This window comes from Frankia sp. CcI156 (genome assembly GCF_001983015.1).
Lineage (GTDB): Bacteria > Actinomycetota > Actinomycetes > Frankiales > Frankiaceae > Frankia > Frankia casuarinae.
On sequence record NZ_MOMD01000064.1, the window covers coordinates 1 to 16206 of the forward strand.

10 protein-coding genes are annotated in these 16206 nt (G+C 68.4%); 7 read left to right on the forward strand and 3 right to left on the reverse strand.

From position 1 onward, the window contains the following. The first annotated feature begins 211 nt into the window (after positions 1–211). From CcI156_RS19900 to CcI156_RS19910, 3 genes are all read left to right on the forward strand, one after another. Positions 212–2236, forward strand: coding sequence for a hypothetical protein (locus CcI156_RS19900; protein WP_076807492.1), 2025 nt, complete (start codon positions 212–214; stop codon positions 2234–2236). After that, positions 2233–2868 carry a hypothetical protein gene (locus tag CcI156_RS19905; RefSeq protein WP_076807494.1) on the forward strand — a complete coding sequence of 212 codons (636 nt, stop codon included), beginning with the start codon at positions 2233–2235 and terminating at the stop codon, positions 2866–2868. Before CcI156_RS19900 ends, CcI156_RS19905 begins: the two co-directional genes overlap by 4 nt. 477 nt (positions 2869–3345) lie before the next feature. Next, the gene (locus CcI156_RS19910; protein WP_076807497.1) at positions 3346–3801 is read left to right on the forward strand and encodes a hypothetical protein; all 456 of its coding nucleotides are present in this window, start codon (positions 3346–3348) and stop codon (positions 3799–3801) included. Between the two features lie 371 nt (positions 3802–4172). On the opposite strand, the gene CcI156_RS19915 is transcribed toward CcI156_RS19910, so the two are convergent. Genes CcI156_RS19915 through CcI156_RS19925 form a run of 3 tightly spaced genes read right to left on the reverse strand, consistent with a single transcriptional unit; the run spans position 4173 to position 6055 of the window. Next, positions 4173–5429: a type II toxin-antitoxin system HipA family toxin gene (locus CcI156_RS19915; protein ID WP_076807499.1), complete on the reverse strand. Its 1257-nt coding sequence runs from the start codon at positions 5427–5429 to the stop codon at positions 4173–4175. Further along, a complete protein-coding gene (locus tag CcI156_RS19920; RefSeq protein ID WP_076807501.1) occupies positions 5429–5743 on the reverse strand; it encodes a helix-turn-helix domain-containing protein in 315 nt (104 codons plus the stop codon). Before CcI156_RS19920 ends, CcI156_RS19915 begins: the two co-directional genes overlap by 1 nt. 39 nt (positions 5744–5782) lie before the next feature. Further along, positions 5783–6055 (reverse strand): transposase, encoded by a 273-nt coding sequence (locus CcI156_RS19925; RefSeq protein ID WP_011437123.1) that lies wholly within the window; start codon positions 6053–6055, stop codon positions 5783–5785. Positions 6056–6460: 405 nt separating this feature from the next. On the opposite strand from CcI156_RS19925, the gene CcI156_RS19930 reads away from it, so the two are divergent. The 4 genes from CcI156_RS19930 to CcI156_RS19945 all read left to right on the forward strand — a co-directional run bounded on the left by CcI156_RS19930 (position 6461) and on the right by CcI156_RS19945 (position 16083). After that, a complete protein-coding gene (locus CcI156_RS19930; protein ID WP_023841742.1) occupies positions 6461–6703 on the forward strand; it encodes a hypothetical protein in 243 nt (80 codons plus the stop codon). A gap of 54 nt (positions 6704–6757) precedes the next feature. Next, complete coding sequence (locus CcI156_RS19935) at positions 6758–7675, forward strand: NADP-dependent oxidoreductase (RefSeq protein WP_076807502.1); 918 nt, start codon at positions 6758–6760, stop codon at positions 7673–7675. Between the two features lie 693 nt (positions 7676–8368). Further along, positions 8369–11779, forward strand: coding sequence for a DISARM system SNF2-like helicase DrmD (drmD, locus tag CcI156_RS19940; protein ID WP_254847524.1), 3411 nt, complete (start codon positions 8369–8371; stop codon positions 11777–11779). After that, positions 11776–16083, forward strand: a complete 4308-nt coding sequence (locus CcI156_RS19945; protein ID WP_076807506.1) for an Eco57I restriction-modification methylase domain-containing protein — start codon at positions 11776–11778, stop codon at positions 16081–16083. Before drmD ends, CcI156_RS19945 begins: the two co-directional genes overlap by 4 nt. Positions 16084–16206 lie beyond the last annotated feature (123 nt).

Sequence of the window (16206 nt, forward strand, 5' to 3'; positions counted from 1 at the left end):
CGAGCCCTAACCCCACCCACAAGCCGAAAACCACCCGACCGGCAACACCGGCCGGGCCTTCGGCCCGCCCACCCACGCCATCACCGAACTCTTACACACCGGTAATGTCAGCGGGGCAGGAAAATCCGGTGGAGCAGGCAACGTCGGCGGCTCGGTAAGTGGTGACAATCGGGCGCAGACCCATCTGGGAAACGGCGACATCAAGAATATTGTGAATCTGATCGACCTGGCAAAGAAGCGAGTTCGCCGGCCCGAAGMCATCTCCGGCGCGACTCTTCGCGAGCTGAGCGGAGTGTTCGTTCGGCCCACCGRCTTCGCGGATGCGGCGGAAAAGATAGAAAAACACCGCCTGGTGCTGCTCTCGGGATCCCCCGGAGACGGCATCCACGCCGCGGCGTGGATGCTGGTGGCTGGAGCCGGTGGTGCCAGGGCCGGGACGGAGAGGATTGAGCGTATTCCCGCCGATGTCGAGGCAGACGACGAGCCGGACATTCCCCAGAAAGCGTTGGACGATCAGGCGCGGTATCTTCTCGACCTGTCCGAATTGATGCCGTCTCGCTCCGAGGAACTGGCGAAGCGGCTTGAGGCGCTGCGGGACGTCGTTGCCGGCTCGGCCCGCTATCTGGCGGTCATTCTTCCAGCGGACTCGGTGAGATGGCTGCCGGCCGAGCTGCGGCGACTCGTGCCCGAGATGAGCCGGCCGGACTGGCGTTCCGTGCTGCAATCACACCTCGCCRTATCCATGCAACCAAGCGCGCAGCCTGATCTTGCGACGATAGTAAAGATCATCGAAAAGTCCGCCGATCTCGCCGATCTCGGGGCCGCCACGCTGTATCAGGTGAGCCGGGTGGCCGTAGCGTCAGCGAAACTCCTGGGTATGCGTCCGGGCGCGGCTCTGCCGGACTGCCTCCGGTTGGCCTGGCGGGAGGTCAAACGGCAGGACAGCGATTATGGGAAGGAGATCGACTGTCTGCTCGAGAACGATCGGACCGGCATGRACGCTCTCCTTCTCATCACAGCGGCCATGCTGGAGGACGCGGATCGGGACCTGGTGTTCGTTGCGCAACGGGAGCTCGCCCGGGCCGGTGAGTTTCGCCTTCCAGATGACCACGCGTTGACCCGCCCAGGTTTTCTGGCCCGCCTGGGAGAGATCGGTGTCGTCCGCGACGAGCAGAGACCGATCCGTTTTGAGAAGACGGGATTCGGCGTGGCCGCGCGCCACTATGCCTGGGACAACTACCCGACGTTGCGTCCGGCCTTTCTCGATTGGGCGGAACGGCTTCCCTCGCCGCCGGGGATCTTTTGGCCCAACGATGTTCTGACGAGGTTCGCGGAACGGTTCACCGAGGAGTCGTTGCGGAGTGATCGAGCCGATGATGCCCTGGATCTTGCGTATCACTGGATCGGTCGCCGTCGTGTCGCCGCGATCCCCGCGTGCTTGGGCCTGCTTACGAAGGGCCTGGAGGAGGGAGCGGAGGGAACCGGCGGCCGGAAGTTCCGGCAGCGGATCCGTGCATGGTCGGAGGATCATCGGCTGGACGCCTACCTGGCGCGTATGTGTATCGAGCTCTCTGGTAAAATAATATATGATATCTATCCGTTTCAGGCGTTGACCCGACTGCACAACTTCGCCGCGCATGAGAATCCGCAGGTTGCCAGCGCGGCCATCGATGCCGTCGAGACCCTGGCAAGCGCCGACCGGGACAACTATCGCTATGTACTTGGCCGGTCCGTGAGAGCGCCCTATGCCGTCCGCGGATCGACGGGGAACGCGGAGGTTTTTCTGCGCCTGGTGTCGGCCTCTCGGTTGTATGCCAGGGACGCCGTCGGATGGCGGCCTGTCGACGATCCCGAATGCGGGGAGCTTTTCCGTGGCGGGTGGATCCTTGTGCTCGAGGCCGATGCGCCGCCCTCGAAGGAAACGATCGGGCTGGTCCATCTCTGGCTGGATGACGTGGTGCAGGCTGTTGGGCGGGGGCCGACGATTTTACCGGACTTGCTCGTCGACGCGCTGCGTGAACGTTTTGATCTGCTTTCATCGCTGCGGGCGATCCTCGGTCGTTGGGTGKATCGGCCGCTGGGGGATTCGATGGCGCYCGACCAGGCCGCAGTTCGCACCTATCTCCTCGACCGGATCGATAAGGAGCTCTTCGGGGAGGATGTCGGCTTGCGTCCGCCCTCCTCGCCAGGTGACACCCAGCCGTCGCCCGCCGCAGGACGAGAGGAACAACGATGACCAGGAGTCAGTGGGTCGTCTTCGTCATGAACCTTTTCGGTCTCCTCGCCACGCCGCTTCTTCTGGGGTGGATCGTGGGCGGGCCGTTGTTGATCTGGGTAGTTCTTGCGCTCGCTCTGACAGGAGTGACAGTCGTCCAGGCGTGGCCGGTGCGCGGGATTCTGGATGCGGAGAAGGCTCCTCCGTCGCCAGTGGTAGTCCCTACGATGGCGATGACCCCGGTTCCCGTCCTCTCCGACGAGTACCAACGCGAGCTGGAGAGACGGCGTGATCTCGCTCAGGTGTTCTCTGCCGCGGACTCGGCGGCGGTCTGGCACCTGGCTCGCGGCGATGCGGATATCGAGGCAACAGGCCGGGCGATGCCCGTGCTGGACTATCTCGTCTCAGTGATCAGTCCAAAGGCGGAGAGCCGATTGCCGAGGCCGCGGAAGTGGGAMCACACTGTGGACGACGACATGACCTTCGAAAAGCATGCCGAGGCGATCATACAGGCAGTCCTCCCAGATCCAGYGGACGGCAGGCGAGGCGACCTTGCCGCGCAGCTCGGAATCGTGCTCGACAGATGGAACACATCGGGGGAGTTCGGCAAACTACTGAAGCAGCTGTATCCCGCCTCCCAGGCCATTTTGTAGTCGATAGACCACCTTGATCACTTCTGGCTGCGGCGGAAGCGTGGCCTRCCCTCGACGGATGCCGGCGACACGCCGGAGGAATCCGAACACGCAGCAGCGCTCGCCTGGGCCGGGTGGATCCGTCAGGAGGCGGACCGCGCCATCTCCTCCTGCGACCCGGCAGCTGACGTATATCACTCCGGACGAGGCGCCGTTGTCAGAATTGGACCGATTCATGCCGAAGGGCATGACCGCCTACTACCCACCCGACAATTACCATGCGTGGTGGGAGTCCGTGAACCGCGAACCTCAACATTCCGCATCTCCCTTTCCAGCGGGTGTATAGGAGTTGGAATCTCCTCTTCATCCCGCTAAGGCCACGCTCCGTGGCTAGCTGATCGTCGAAGTCGGTCGATGATCCGTTTGCGGACCTCGTCGAGCACGCTAGTCTCTGTTACCGATAGTAGCGATTCACTCTCTCTCGGTTCTGGAGGAAGCGTGGACAAGTCCGTGAGGCGGAAAGCCGCGGTTGTCGCGGTGTCTACGGCGGCGGCAGTGTTCGTCACCGTGGGGCCGGCGGCTACGAGCGCGCTGGCGTCGAGCTATCTCGGTGGCCCGGTGGATGAAAAGATCGCCAAGGATCATTGGGGTAAGGACGGCTGGGACGGCTGGGACGGCAAGGACCGGTGGGACGGTAAGGACGGGTGGGACGGCTGGAACGGTAAGGACGGGTGGGACGGCTGGAACGGTAAGGACGGGTGGAACGGTAAGGACGGCTGGAACGGTAAGGACGGGTGGGACGGTAAGGATCGGTGGGACGGCAAGGACGGCAAGGACGGCAAGGACGGTAAGGACCGGTGGGACGGCAAGGACGGTAAGGACCGGTGGGACGGCAAGGACGGTAAGGACCGGCGCCACAAGGACGACTGGGATTGGGATTGGGATTGGGACTGAGCTGACGAGAGGACCTGGACGGAACGCCACTGAAATACGGCGAACCGCTAGGAGAAACATGTAGCGGGGTTGGCGAGGGCGTCCGGCACGGGTTCCAATCGGCAATGACCGCCCGGGTTTTCCGGCCGCCGCGGCGCCGGACACCGTAGCTCTACGGTGTCCGGCGCTCGCGTCCCGTGGCCGCCACGCGCGGGTAGCGGGAAGGCGGCGCTCCGGCTCCCCTCCAGCGTCTATGACATCGTTGAGTGTGTCACGGACGACGGTGAGCAAGGCGATGAGCTGATCGTGTCTGGTGGCGGGGCCGCCGGCATGTCCGAGGATTGACCGATAGGCCGGACGGGGCCGGGTGACGCCCGATACCGGAGCCAATCTCAAGGCACCCTGAGAGYACGGGCGATCCGTCGTTGTTCGCTCTCGTAGGCCGCTGCCATCCGGTCGGCCTGGCTTTTCGGGATGCCGAGCCCRGCTGCGGCCTGCCGCCAGCCCGCCGTGGCGGTCTCCACCTCCCTGACGAGGTCGCGGGCCCTCGGCGGCGACAAGCGGAAGTAGTTGCCCACCGACAGCGCGAGGTCGATGCTTGCGTCGGTGTTGTCGAGATCGACGGCCGTGCTCAGCCGGGCCGGGTTGTCCGGATTGGGGTTGAGGTCGTAGGCAGGAGAGAGCGCCCAGCCGTCTCGCTCGCGCAGGAACGCGTGATTGCGCAGGTGGTCGTCGGTGTTCCCGGTCAGGATGGAGAACAGGATCCGCCGGTAGAGCTCACGCAGGTCGGCGTCAGCTCTCGGCGAGTAGCGTTCGATCACCTCGGCGATCTCGAGGTAGCTGCGAAGGTCCCCGTCGGAGGCCTCGAGCATTGTCAGGGCGCTTGCGAACCCCAGACGCCGCGCGCCGATGCGGTCGAAGCGGCTCAGGAGCAGTACGTGCCGGCCGGTAACGGTCAGCAGTTCCGACTCCGCCACGGTGAGCCCCGCTCTGCGAGCGAGCCTCAATTGTACCTCCTCCCAACCGGCCACGTCCCATTCGTCACTGTCCGAACGCGGGAACTTGGCGATCGAGAGCCGCCCGGACACGTCCCGCACCGCCGCCTTGGGGCGCGCGCCGCCGAGCGAGCTACCTGCGTCGATGAGGTCCGCGAGGTCGCGGTCGAAGTCGCCCTCCGCGCGGACGCGGTCGGCTGCTCGCATGAGCCGGGCCAGGTCGATCAGCCGTGGGACCGCGTGCCGGTGCGTCGAATAGTAGGTGGCGGTCGCCGGCTGGCGGAACCTGACACCTCCCTGGCGGGTGTCGTCGCGGACGCCGAGAAGGAAGTCGGCCTTACCGAGAGTGCGAGGTGTGGTCTCGGCGGCGCGGGCGCGCTCGCGCTCCTCACGCCTCATGAGGTTCTCACCCCATCGGTCGGGGGCGCTGTCGGCGAACGCGTTGAAGATGGCCGACCCCGCCGGCGTGTGGAAGACGCCGGCGGCTCTGGCCAGCGCCGGGTCGAGGTCGTATCCGGCCGGGTTGGTCAGGTAGGCGTCGGCATATCGGAACGTGGCGCTCTGTCCGCCGCGGTTGTGAAGCCACAACGTCCCTGCGGCGGTCTCCTGCCCGTCGATCTCGACGGTGACCTCGACAGGATCCCGTCCGGCCATCAGCGCCGTACTCGCTTGGGGAGGATCTCGTCCATGYGCAGCCGGCCGACGTCGGTCTCGTACGGGTCGGTGGCCCTGACGACGGCATCCATGATCCCGATGGTGCGTAGCACCCTGAACAGGTTCTCGGTGCTCGCGGTGCCCTTACCCTGCTCGATGGCGCGCAGCGTGTCCCGGGAGATCCCGGCTCGCTGGGCGACCTGGGCCGCGGTCAGCCGGTTCAGCTTCCGCCAGGTCGACACATGCTCGCCGAGCAGACGCAGCGACCGCGCCACCGACAACGGCGTGGCATRCGAGGCCCTGTCGCCGACCATAGCCAACATCATACGAGTCTACGGCGGTTAAGTTCGCCGTTAAGTGCGGCTCCTCCGTGTGGTGGCCGACCAGGTGGGGCAGGCCGGGGCGAAGACGGTCATGACGGGTAGATCGCGTGCCCACCCGAGCCGTCTGAGCCAGTGGCGGTCTCCGGATTCCACGTCCTTGGCTTTCTTCACCCATTTTCCCAGCGTCATCTCATGGACGCCGATGTTCCGGGCGACCTCGGCGACCGGACGGCTGCCGTCGATGACGAAGGCTACCGCTTGCTCCTTGTACTCCTCGGTGAATCCGCGACGTGTCGCGCCCATAGCTCGCTCTCCCGGCAGATCGGGCAGCTACCTCAGGTATCCACCGAAGCGGGTACGATCCAGGCATCAGTCGCAAGACCCTACAAAAGCTCAGTTGACTGGCAGGGCGCTGATATCCGAACCCTGCGATATTCGACGATCTTGGTGTTGTGTGACGCCGGCATCGGGTCTCGTCTCCTGGAGCCCGCCGGTCCGAAGCGAGCTGTCGCGGGCGCGGCGTGACCATCTTCCTGATTCCACACCAGCTGGCCAGGGCGGAGCGGCTGTGGACCGGGTCTCGATCCTGACACCACGCTGCGTCTGATCGGCCGCGCCGGCGGAGTTGCGCACCCGGCCGTTCGCCCGCAGGCTGGAGATTCGGGGCCGCACCGTGCCGTCTGACCCGGACTTCATCGGTGTCGGCGGATGGCACCGCGATCTGTCCGGCGCTTCCTGCTGACCCTGCGGATGGGTGGCTTGGCCATCGGCTTTGTTGTCATGTCCGATCGTGCCCAACTGGGTGAGATCGTCCGGCGGGCGCGGAATGGGCGGCGGAATGGACGGCTGTGGACGAACATCGGCAGCATCGCAACTCTCGACGATGCCGTCGCGGCCTTCGGCCCGACCGGGCGGATCGGCGGGCAGACGATCGTCCGCGTTCGTCCGTGAGCGACACGTGCCCACCACTGTGCCCAAGACAAATGGCCGGGGAGGCAGTTACCCATGAAGGCGATCGTCGTGACGGACCAGGCTGCGGGAACGGCCGGGATGAGCCTGGTGGAGCGGCMCGAGCCGTCGGCGGCGATCAACGACGTCGTCGTTGAGGTTCATGCGTCGGGTTTCGTCCCGACTGAGATGGCGTGGCCCTCGACCTGGACCGATCGTCTCGACCGTGACCGAACACCGTCGATCCCCGGGCATGAGCTGGCCGGAGTGGTCACGGTCCTCGGCTATGGCACGACGGGGCTGTCGGYGGGACAGCGGGTGTTCGGCCTCTCGGACTGGCATCGCGACGGCACCCTGGCGCAGTATGTGGCCGTCGAGGCACGCAATCTCGCACCGCTCCCGGGCGACGTCGACTTCACGGTGGGCGCGAGCCTGCCGATTTCGGGGCTGACCGCGTGGCAGGGGCTGTTCGAGCACGGCCGCCTTCAGGCGGGGCAGAGCGTGCTCGTGCATGGCGCGGCCGGCGCAGTCGGGACGATGGTGACGCARCTCGCGCGCGAGTTCGGTGCGTACGTCATCGGCACCGGACGCGCTGCCGACCGGCAGAAGGCGCTCGACTTMGGCGCGCAGGAGTTCGTCGACCTTGAGAACGACGCGCTGGAGGACGTAGGCGGGGTCGATCTGGTCTTCGATGTCATCGGCGGCGACATCCAGAAGTGGTCCGCGGGTCTGGTTCGAGCCGGGGGAACGCTGGTGTCCGTCGTCGGACCGGTCGGGGCGCGGCCCGCCGACGGCCTGGCAGTCGACTTCGTTGTCGAGTCCGATCGCGTTCAACTGGGTGAGATCGTACAGCGGGTGYGCGACGGACGGCTGCGAACGAACATCGGCAACGTCGCGACCATCGACAATGCCGTCGCCGCCCTCAATCCGACCGAGCGACGTAAGGGAAAGACGATCATCAACCTTCGTCCGTGAGGACTTCGGGGACAGCGACCGGTCCTGCCCTCCTCATGGATCAGCGTCAGCCGTGTGGCCAGGCGAGGGGTCGATTGGTCCGCATTCGTCTGCGAGGCGGTGTGAGGTGGAGGACGGGATCGGCGGGCAAGGGTTTGTGGCACAGCGTGTACGCACCGTTCGTGGGGGCGTCAGCGTGGGTCGGTGCCGCCGACGAACCAGCCGCTTCCGCGCGAGTTCATCCACATCCCGGAACGGACGAACACGAGTGACCTCGTCCTCAGCCTGACCGGGGGTGTCAGCGACCTTGAGGCGGCACTTCGTGACTATGTGATCACGGATGCCTTGGTGGTCAACGAGGGTTGGGCGCGCTCTCGGGCCTTGAGACCGTGCCCAACCTCCACAACTTTCTGGCGCGGACGGGTCGCGGCGTCTGGTGCGGACGGGTCGCGGCGTCTGGTGCGGACGGGTCGCGGCGTCTGGTGCGGACGGGTCGCGGCCGGCGGCCGGGGCTCCCGCGGCACCACGATGTCGAGACCCGGTCCGCCATGGGTCATGTTGGTGAATTGAGTTCACAGATGCTAATCTGCCCCCTGGATGTCCGTTAGGTCTGAGATGGGGACCGAAGAGGGCCGGCACGGTGYCACCGGGCCGGGAATCGGTCGCCCGGCGTCCTGCCAGACTGGTCGGGCTGTTCACCAARGGGGGTATCAGGTGCCGAGTTCGACGACCGAACGTGCTCCGTCAGCACGCCGCGTCCGCCAGCAGGCCATGGGCGGGACGGGGCCGGGCCCGGGGGCGCCGGCATCTGACGAGCGTCCCGACATCGGCGCGCTGGTGGAGGTCCGTGGTCAGAAGTGGGTGGTCGCGGACATCGACGGACCGGCCGCCGGCGGGGCGAGGTGGATCGCGGCGGACGTGGGCGCGGCGGACGTGGGCGCGGCGGATAAGGCGGACGCGGCGGGGCCTGACGCCGTCGGGGACGGAGCGGCGCCGAGCACGAGCACGTTGGTCATCCTCCAGAGTGTGGAGGACGGTCGCTACGGCCACACCGTCGAGGTGATCTGGGAGGTCGAGCCGGGCCGGCGGGTCCTGCCCAGCGGTTCGCTGCCCGACGTCACCCGGGGCGGCTTCGACCCACCGGGCCGGCTGGCCGCCTTCCTCGACGCGGTGCGCTGGTCGGCGGTGACCTCCGCGGACGCCCGGCGGCTGCAGGCCCCGTTCCGCTCGGGGGTGGCCGTCGAGGACTACCAGCTCGAGCCGGTGGCGCGCGCCCTTGCGGCGCCCCGGGTGAACCTCCTGCTCGCCGACGATGTCGGCCTCGGTAAGACCATCGAGGCCGGGCTGGTCGCCGAGGAGCTGCTGCTGCGGCACCGGGCGCGCCGCATCATGATCGTCTGTCCGRCCGGGCTCACCCTGAAATGGCGCGACGAGATGGCCGAGAAGTTTGGCCGCGATTTCACGATTATTGACGCGGAGCGCTGCGCGGCGGTCCGTCGCTCGCACGGCAGCGCGGCGAACCCGTTCGAGGTCTACCCGCTGACGATCGTCAGCCTGCCCTGGCTGCGTGGCCCGAAGGCGCAGCGGCTGCTCGACGAGGTGCTGCCCGGCGATGGTCAGCCGACCTACCCGCGGACCTTCGACCTGCTCATTCTCGACGAGGCCCATCACATCGCCCCGGCCGCGCCCAGGCAGGTCTACGCCGTCGACTCCCAGCAGACCAAGCTGATCCGCCGGCTCGCGCCGCACTTCACCCACCGGCTGTTCCTGTCCGCCACCCCGCACAACGGCTACCTCGCCTCGTTCACCGCGCTGCTGGAGATCCTCGACGACCAGCGGTTCGCCCGTGGCGTCGAGCCGGACCGGACGGCCGTGGACGAGGTCGTGGTCCGCCGGTTGAAAAGCAGCATCGAGAACGCGGACGGCACCCCGCGGTTCCCCCGGCGCCGCTCGATCGACATGCCGGTGGTCTATCCGGACGGCGAACGGGAGATCCACGGCCTGCTCAAGGAGTTTGCCGCACTGCGCCGGGCCCGGCTGGATTCGCCGCGCGGCCGCAAGGCGACCGACCTGGTGACCCTGCTGTTGAAGAAGCGGTTGTTCTCCTCCCCGGCGGCGTTCGGCCACACCGTGGGCGTCTACCGGGAGACCCTCGTGTCCCGGCACGGGCGCCCGGTCCACGCGTCCCGCCTCGCGGACGAGGCCGAGCCGGGGATGCCTGGGCCGGGGATGCCCGAGCCGTGGATGCCCGAGCCGTGGATGGAGGACTACTTCGACGACGTCGCGACCCTGGACGACGAGCAGCTCGCCGACGCCGAGGACGACGCCCTCGGCCGGATCGGGCCGATGCAGCTCGATCCCACCGACGGCGAGATCGAGCTGCTGGACCGGATGCGGCGCTGGGCGGACGCCCACGAGGCCGAGCCGGACGCCAAGGCCCGCGCGCTGCTCGATTATCTGAACGCGGTGTGYCGGCCGGACGGGCGGCACTGGTTCGATGAGCGGGTCGTCGTGTTCACCGAGTACCGCGACACGCAGATCTGGCTCGCCGGACTGCTGCGCCAGGAGGGGCTCGCCGGGGAGCGGCTCGGCCTGTTGCACGGCGGGCTGTCCGTTGACGAGCGCGAGCAGCTGCGGCTCGCCTTCCAGGCCGAACCGAGCGAACATCCGATGCGGGTCCTGCTCGCCACCGATGCGGCGAGTGAGGGCATCGACCTGCAGAATCACTGCCATCGGCTGGTCAACTACGACATCCCGTTCAACCCGAACAAGCTGGAGCAGCGGATCGGCCGCATCGACCGGTACGGGCAGCGCCGTTCCCCGGAGATCCGGCACTTCGTCGGCTCCGGCTGGTCGGGCAGCGTCGATTCCTTTGAGGCCGACCTGGAGTTCCTGTCGCGGGTGGTGAAGAAGGTCGCGCAGATGAAGGCCGACCTCGGGTCGGTCAACGCGGTGCTCTCCGATCGGGTGCAGCGTCGGATGCTGGGGGAGCGGATCGACCTCGGTCCCGACGACCTCGACGTCGGTCCGGGCGGCTCCGTGGCCGCCGGAGGCACCGTCCCGGTCGCGGAGAACGTGCGCGAGCAGGTGCGCCGGCTGCGGGCGAACCTCGACGACACGGTCCGCGAGCTCGGCATCACCCCGGCGGCGGTGCGCCGCGTCGTCGGCACGGCACTGAGCCTCGCCCGCCAACAGGCACTCACCCCGTACGTCGACGAGAAGGAGCACGCCGAGGGACTGTTCACGGTGCCGACGCTCACCGGCTCGTGGCAGCGCGCCTCCGCGGGACTCACCGAGAAGCTGCGCCGTGAGGACCTTCCCCCGGGCACGCCGCCGCGCCAGCGGCCGATCACCTTCGACTCGGCCATGGCGAAGGACCGCGACGACGTCGTGCTCGCGCACCTCGGCCACCGCCTCGTCGACATGTCGACAAGGCTGCTGCGGGGCGCCGTCTCCAACGCCGACGTCGGGCTGCACCGCGTCACCGCCGTGCGCTCGGACGATCCGCGCTGCGAGGAGGTGCTGATCGGCGCGTTCTCCCGGTTCGTGCTGGTGGGCGCGGACGGCGTCCGGCTGCACGAGGAGGTCCTGTACGCGGGCGGCTGGGCGCCGGCGACCGGGCGGTTCCGCCGCCTGGAGAACCTGACGGTCCTCGGCGATCTCGTCGGTACCGCGCTCGCCGCCGGCCGGCCCGTCTCCGGGGAGACGCGGGAGCGGCTCGCCGAGCGCTGGCCGGCGGTGCGGCCCGGGGTGCTCTCCGCCCTGGAGTGGCGGACGAGGACCCGCCAGGRGTCGCTGACCCGCCTTCTCGGCCAGCGCCGGGCCGCCGAGGAGAATCGGATCACCACTATCCTCGATCAGTTCGCCGCGACGCTGCGCGGTGCGATCGAGGATCCGGAGAACGACGAGGACGCCCTGTTCAGCCGGTTCGAGATCGCCAGGAGCCGCGAGGAGCTGGCCCAGTACCGCAAGGACCGGCAGGCGTGGCAGGACCGGCTCGACCGGCTCGACCAGGAACGGCGACGGGAGCTCGACGTGATCGCGCAGCGATACCGTGACCCGAGGCAGCACCAGTTCCCCGTCGCGGTCGTCCTGGTCGTGCCGGCAGCGGAGGAGGCGCGATGAGTACCGTGGGTGCCACCACGCGGGGCCGGGGCATCCCCGGAGGTCGCGGCAGCGGTGGCGGCAGCGGCAGCGGTGGCGGTCGGCGCCGGCCGCCCGCGCCGGACGGCTCCGCGCAGCACCGCGAATGGCTGAGCCTCATCGAGGTCAGCGGGCCGTTCCTCAGCCTGCCCGTGCTCCGGCGGGTCTGGCCGACGCTCGACCCGCTGGAGAAGAAGACCCGGGAACGCCTGCGCCGGGAGCACACCGCCTGGCTGGACGATCCCGTCGGCGGCCAGGCGGCCTGGGTGCGTTTCGTTCTCGGCGAGCTACTCGGCTGGGGGAACACGCTCGTCCTGCCCGATGGCACGAACGGCGCGGGTGGCGCGGACGGCGCGAACGGCGCGAACGGCGCGCTGCGCTCGTTCACCGTCGACGTCGGCGAGCACGACGCGCACCTCGTGCCGTCCTTCATCCTCGTCGATCCGGACACAGCGGACACAGTGGCCGCGGGGGACACAGTGGCCGCGGGGGACACAGTGGCCGGGGGGTCGTCCGAGGTGAAACCGGACGCGGTCCGCGTGCTCGGTCTGGTCGCCGCGCCGTCACAGTCCCCGACGGCGCGGATCGCCGGGCAGGCCTGGGCTGCGACGCCGGTGGACCGGGCGGCGATCGCCTGCCGGCATCACGGGATCGAGCTCGCGCTGGTGACGAACGGCCGGCAGTGGGCGTTGGTTTGGGCGCCGCGCGGCGGGGTGACGGCGACGGCGGTGTTCGACGCGGTGTCCTGGCCGGAGGCGGCCGAGCGCGACGTCGTGCGGGCGTTCGTGTCGTTGCTGTGCCGGCGGCGCTTCTTCGGCGTACCCGACGACGAGACGCTGGTCCCGTTGCTGAAGGCGAGCCTCGGCAGCCAGGAGGAGATCACCGAGGCGCTCGGCGTCCAGGTTCGCCAGGCCGTGGAGCTGCTCGTCGCCGCCTTCGGCCGCTGGCACGTCGCCGAGCGGGACCGGGGTGGCGCCGGGCTGCGCGACGTCGGCGCGCACGACGTCTACCGGGGCGCGGTCGCGGTGATGATGCGCATCGTCTTCCTGCTCTACGCCGAGGAACGCGGCCTGCTGCCCGCCGGCAACGACCTGTACGCGAGTACCTACTCCGCCGGCCGGCTGTGCGCCGAGCTGGAACAGCAGCTTTACGACGGCGCGACCGAGGACGACCTGGAGCAGTCGACGGCGGCCTGGCACCGGCTGCGCGCCCTGTTCACCGCCGTGTACGCGGGGGTCGATCATCCCCGGCTGCGCATGCACGCCTACGCCGGTTCGCTGTTCGACCCGGCCGCCCATCCGTGGCTGCCACTCGGCGTGGACGACCGCACGGTGCTGCACATGCTGCGTGCCGTCCAGTACATCCAGGTCGGCAGCGGGAAGTCCCGGGAGCGGCGGACGCTGAGCTTCCGCTCGCTGGACGTCGAGCAGATCGGTTACGTCTACGAGGGTCTGCTCTCCTACGATGCCGAACGCGCCCCGGCCGCGGAGGTGGTCGTCGGCCTGGCCGGCCGGGAGGGGCTGGAGGCCGAGGCGAAGCTGTCCGAGCTGGAGGAGCTCGCCTCGCGTCACCGGGGCCGCCCGCTGCTCGCCGCCGCGCTCGCCGAGAGGTTCGCCGCCAGCGGGATCGGCGCGCCGAAGGCGGTCGAGCGCCGGCTCGTTCCGTTGGAGGCCGGCGAGCGGGAGGAGGCCCGCAAGGCCCTGCTCGCCGTGACCCGCGGCGACTACCCGACCGCCGAGCGGCTGCTGCCGTTCCACGGCCTGCTGCGCACGGACCTGCGCGGCCAGCCCGTCGTGGTCCTGGAGGACGGGCTGTACGTCACCGAGTCGCCGCTGCGGAAGAACACCGGCACCCACTACACCCCCAGGTTCCTGGCCGAGGAGGTCGCGGACAACACCCTGGAGCCCCTGGTCTACGCCCCCGGGCCGTTGCAGACCGCCGACCGGGGCGCCTGGCGGCTGCGGTCCAGCGCCGACATCCTGTCGCTGAAGGTCGCCGACATCGCGATGGGCTCGGCCGCGTTCCTCGTCGCCGCCGCCCGCTACCTCGGCGACCGGCTGGTGGAGGCGTGGATCCGTGAGGGTGACCCGCGGGCCGCCGGGCACGCCGGGTACGCCGGGTACGCCGGTGACGCCGACGCGGACGACGTCACCGTCGAGGCCCGCCGGCTGGTCATCGAGCACTGCCTGTACGGGGCGGACATCAACCCGATGGCCGTGGAGATGGCGAAGCTGTCGCTCTGGCTGGTGTCGATGGACCCGCGCCGGCCGTTCACCTTCCTGGACGACCGGCTCGTCTCCGGCGACTCCCTGCTCGGTATCACCTCGGTCGAGCAGCTGGAGTACATGCACCTCGACCCGGCCAAGGGCCGGAAGATCCACTCCGACATCTTCGGCTGGACCGCCGGCGTCCGTGAACTGGTCCGCGACGCCGCCGGGCGGCGCCGGGACCTTGTCGAGACCGACGGCTCGTCTCTGGCGGGACTTGCGAGGAAGCGCAGGCTCCTGTCGGGGGTGGAACACGACACCGAGCGGCTGCGGCTCTTCGCCGACCTGACTGCCGGCGCCGCGCTCGTCGGCTATCAGAAATGGTCGGGGACGAGTAACCCGCATGCCCGCGCCGAGATCGACGAGGAGAAGAAGGCCAGCCGGGAAAGCTTCTCCCTGACCGCGGCCCGCCTCGCTGATGAGGTCACCGGCAAGCGGGATGAGACCGAGGCCCGGAAAACGGCACAGTCCTGGTTGGCCACCGATTACGTTCCCGGCGGTTTCCGGCGGAAACCCCTGCACTGGCCGCTGGTCTTCCCCGAGGTCTTCGAGGAGGGCGGTTTCGACGCCGTCCTCGGCAACCCCCCGTTCCTCGGTGGCCAGAAGCTGACCGGTGCACTGGGCGTGGCGTATCGCGAGTACCTCGTCGAGGAGATCGGCGGGGGAGCACGGGGGAGCGCCGATCTGGTCGCCTACTTCGCGCTGCGTGCGCACTCTCTGCTCAACGGTGGCGGTCAGACGGGGCTGATCGCGACGAACAMCCTGGCCCAGGGCGATACCCGTGAGGTCGGCCTTGACCAGATTGTCGCTGACGGGAACGTCATCCGCCGGTCGATCAAGAGCCGGCCCTGGCCGTCGAAGTCCGCGGTCCTGGAATTCAGCGCCGTCTGGACCACAGGGCAGATCGGGCCGGCCGCAGCCCGGTTCGCCGACGGCGTCCAGACCCCCGTGATCGCACCCTCCCTGGAGCCCGAGGCACGAGTGTCCGGAAATCCTCACCGGCTGGAAAAAAGCGCAGGAATCTCCTTTATTGGAAGTTATGTCCTGGGTCTTGGCTTCACGATGGAACCCGCCGAGGCCCGCGCGTTGATCGCGAAGGATCCGCGTCATACCGACGTGCTGTTCCCCTATCTGAACGGTCAGGATCTCAACTCGCGCCCCGACTGCTCGGGCAGTCGTTGGGTCGTCAATTTCCACGACTGGCCTGAGGACCGCGCAAAGCGGTASCGCGACTGTTACGACCAGGTCCGCCTCCTCGTCAAGCCAGAACGTGACCTCAATCGCTTTAGTAAGTCGGCCCGTGAGCGGTGGTGGCGATACGAGCGTTCCAGGCCTGAACTCTACGGCGCTATCGCAGGTATCGGGCGGGTAATCGTCATCACTCTTGTGAGCCGCACGGWGATGCCGGTGATGGTGCCGACCGGGCAGGTGTTTTCGCATATGCTCGGGGTCTTCGCAACGGACGACACGGCAATGCTGGCCTTGCTCTCCAGCTCGCCGCATTACTGGTGGGCGGCCTCGCGGGCGTCGTCGATGAAGGCCGATCTTCGGTACACGCCGTCGGACGTGTTCGAGACCTTGCCGTTGCCTGAACTGACGGGGGAGATGCGGGAATTGGGGGAGGGGTTGGACGGGTTCCGGCGGGAGGCGATGCTGGCGCGGCAGTCAGGGCTCACCAAGACGTACAATCTGGTTTTCGATCCGGGCTGCAACGATGCCGATATCGCCGAGCTGCGGGAGATCCACCGGCTCATCGACGAGGCGACCTTTCGGGCGTACGGGTGGGTCGATATGATCGACCGGGGCCTGGACCACGGCTTTCATCCGGCCGGGAAGTACACTCGGTACACGATCGGGCCGTGGGCGCAGCGCGAGGTGCTCGACCGCCTCCTCGAACTGAACCACGCCCGGTACGCCGAGGAGGTCGCCGCCGGCCTGCACGAGAAGGGCGCGAAGAAGAAAGGCGCCCGCGCCAGGGCGGCCGCATCGCCGGACCAGGGGTCGCTGCTTGACCTGTAGCCGGAGACAGCGAACGACACCCTACGTTTGACGCCGGGCCGCCCGCCCGATTTCCAGGTGACCGGTCCGCGAGAGTTCTCCATTCGCCTTGTCCACCGGCCGAGCCACGCGCGCGGTCGACAT

Bases quoted from the DNA above. Each gene is read 5' to 3' on its own strand.
- CcI156_RS19925 (WP_011437123.1), bottom strand. From the start codon at position 6,055: ATGGGCGCGACACGTCGCGGATTCACCGAGGAGTACAAGGAGCAAGCG.
- CcI156_RS19930 (WP_023841742.1), top strand. From the start codon at position 6,461: ATGGCACCGCGATCTGTCCGGCGCTTCCTGCTGACCCTGCGGATGGGT.